This window comes from Oceanobacillus sp. MO10714A (genome assembly GCF_037072045.1).
Taxonomy (GTDB): domain Bacteria; phylum Bacillota; class Bacilli; order Bacillales; family Amphibacillaceae; genus Oceanobacillus; species Oceanobacillus indicireducens.
In genome coordinates this window covers 1-3,016 of record NZ_JAXHDC010000093.1, presented here as the reverse complement: position 1 = coordinate 3,016, position 3,016 = coordinate 1, and the positions used below count along the sequence as shown (strand labels likewise).

Below are 3,016 nucleotides of genomic sequence, written 5' to 3'. Positions count from 1 at the left end.
TTTCTGAAATACAAATCTTAGTAGATTATTGTAATCTTAACTTTGTTCAGCTTGCTTAAGATTTTTCTCATGAATAATGAAGTTCATAAAATCGATGATAAGTCTTGCTGCGATTTGAGAAGTCACTCCTGTAGGGTCATATAAAGGATTCACCTCAACTAAATCAAAGCCAATGACATCACCTTTTTTGGCAACGACTTCCAAGATTTCACTGACCTCGTCATAGAAGAATCCGCCAGGGGAAGGGGATCCTGCACCAGGTGCGATGGACGCATCCAAACCGTCAATATCAAGGGTAACATAATACTTTTCACCTTCAGGCATATCTTTCAATGCTTCCTCGATACCCATTTTTCGAATTTGTTTTGGTGATAGAATCGAACTGCCATATTCTCTTGCATCATCAAAATCTTCCTTCTGACTGCTCCCAACACCGCGAATACCTAGTTGAGCCATTTTGTTAATATGCGGCATTTCCGACATCCGTCTCATTGGGCTACTGAGTGTGAAACGTTGGCCAGAAGCTTCTTTCAACCAGTCCAAGTGGGCGTCAATCTGTACGACGTTCACTTTTTCGTGTTTGTCTAGTGCAAAAGCGACTGGAGATGTTATCGAATGGTCTCCCCCCAACACGATAGGAATTGCTCCCTTTTCAATGATTTTCCGAATGGCTTCCTCGGTATTTTCGTGGCTCTGTTCTACATCGCCATTGATGATGGATACATCACCACAATCGACTATTTTCCAACCTTCATCGCTATAGATAATATCTCTTTCGTGGTCATATCCTCCCCCGAATCCATAAAGAGAGGATTGTTCGCGAATGGATCTTGGTCCCATTCTAGTGCCGGAGCGCCATGCGGTTGTCATATCATTTGGTACACCGATGATTGCAAAATCTGCATCTAGTTCATCTAGGTTTGTACATATTGGATATTTTCTAAATGACGTAATACCAGTAAATGGCATGTTCAATTTCACTCTTGTATAATTATCTTTTCTTGCGTATTTACTCATGTTATAACCCTCATTTTCTATTTTTAAAATTTTTGTTTATCAATGTTTCCTTTATTGATGAATTGCCGATAGAGCATACCTGCAATTAATATTAGACCGATATAGCCGACGATTGGGTAAACCAAATCAATAATTTTGGCAAACGGTAATAATCCACCGAAAAATCCGACAATTGTTAATCCAATGGTAATAAGTCTATATTTCTTCGTGTCGCCTTTTGAAAATTGTACAGCGACGGTCCACAACATACCTACTGCAGTGGTATATATCGCAATCAATAGAATGATAGAAAAGACTAGAGAAAGCGAAGGACTGATTTGATTTGCTAAGAACAAGGTTGGAATATCCATCGTATGTGTTTCTTCGACGTTGGACAAGATGCCAATATAGATTGCAAAAACCCCGATAAGCATAATCAATCCACCAAGAGTACCTCCCAAGATGACATTTTTTCTGCTTGTTTCTTCTTTCCCTACATTCGCTAAAAAAGGAAGGGCAACTAGGAGAACAAAAGAAGAATAAACAAAGCCAGATTGCCACCAGTGATTTGTTGCGGTTGAAATTTGAATGTTATTAAGGATATCTCCAGCTTGTCCAAATCCTTCTACATTAAAATTCCCTGCTCCTACTACAATTGCAAAGATTACGATAATAGGTCCCGCTATTCCCAAAATCTTTACGATGGTGTCTAAACGTAATAAAGCTGTAATCATAACAAGGATAGCCATTAAGGCACGTCCGGGAACGACACCTACCCCAAAGTGTTCCGAAACGGTTGCACCTGCACCAGAAATCATGACGACAAATACGACTAGTATGAATAACTGGGCAAACCAATAGAAGAATATTCCTAGGTATTTTCCACAAAAATATATAAAGACTTCTTTTGAATCTTTCGCCTGTAAACGCAGTCCCGTGTCCATCGCATAGGCTCCGAACCACATATGGATAACAGCAGCTATTATAATAGCACCTATACCTAAGTAGCCGAATGAAACGAAAAATTGCAGAATCTCTTGGCCCGTCGCCGTACCAGCGCCCAATATAAATGACACGAAGGTACCTGCTAAAATAATGATTCTTAATGTGTTATTCATCATGTCTCCTCTTTTTCATTTTTTTTCACTTGTTTGACCACTACAAAAAAGCTTGCCTCCTTTTTAAAATTTTTATCCCTTTTCAAACAAGATTATATTACATATAATAATAGTAGAAATTTTAAATTATTATATACAAAAGTGAATTAATTCAATTAAAAGAACCTTCTAATTGAATAAAAATATACTAATATACTTATCATATTGAAAAAGGAGGATTAAGGATGGATGAATTAGATATCAAACTGATAACATTACTGCAAGAGGACGGGCGAATTTCAATAAGTAAACTGTCGGAGAGAATGGCACTTAGTCGTCCTAGTGTGGCCGAAAGAGTGAAGCGCTTGGAAGAAAAAGGTATGATAGAAGGCTATACTGCCTTGATATCACCTGAAGCAATCGGGCGGAAATTGTTAGTTATCATTGAATTAAGCGATATACTGGAACCTCTAAATAAAATTGAAGAAAAGCTTGCAAGTGAACCCGCTGTGATCGAATGCCATCGAGCTACAGGCCATGTTCATTATTACATCAAAGCGGCTCTATATGATATTGGGGAACTCACCCGATTGGTGGAAAGTCTTTTACCCTACGGAAAAACAAAAACATCTGTGTTGCTCGGCACCCCTGTGAAAAAAAGGGTAATTTTGCCGCATGATAATTACCATGATGAACAATGAAGAGTGAATAACCTGGGATAGTGAAAACAATTGAAGACATCGGTAACGAGGGACGTAAAATTACTCAATAAGTTACTAGGACTGACCAATTCACTCATAAATACAAAATTATGCCCACCTATATGCTAAAATGAATCTATATTGTTAGTCATTATTCTATACGCCTTGTATACTTCCTATCAATCATGTTAATAAATATTACTAACATGATAGTTTAGGGAG

The 3,016-nt window shown here is 38.0% G+C and carries 3 protein-coding genes; 1 reads left to right on the top strand and 2 read right to left on the bottom strand.

Annotation, left to right across the window (positions count from 1 at the left end):
- Window positions 1–36 precede the first annotated feature (36 nt).
- Window positions 37–1,017 carry an agmatinase gene (gene speB / locus SPD53_RS19550; RefSeq protein ID WP_156857121.1) on the bottom strand — a complete coding sequence of 327 codons (981 nt, stop codon included), beginning with the start codon at window positions 1,015–1,017 and terminating at the stop codon, window positions 37–39.
- Between the two features lie 23 nt (window positions 1,018–1,040).
- Complete coding sequence (locus tag SPD53_RS19545) at window positions 1,041–2,114, bottom strand: YkvI family membrane protein (RefSeq protein ID WP_336253554.1); 1,074 nt, start codon at window positions 2,112–2,114, stop codon at window positions 1,041–1,043.
- Window positions 2,115–2,338: 224 nt separating this feature from the next.
- Here SPD53_RS19545 and SPD53_RS19540 point away from each other — a divergent pair, with 224 nt between their 5' ends.
- Complete coding sequence (locus tag SPD53_RS19540; RefSeq protein ID WP_336253553.1) at window positions 2,339–2,794, top strand: Lrp/AsnC family transcriptional regulator; 456 nt, start codon at window positions 2,339–2,341, stop codon at window positions 2,792–2,794.
- The last annotated feature ends 222 nt before the right edge of the window (window positions 2,795–3,016 follow it).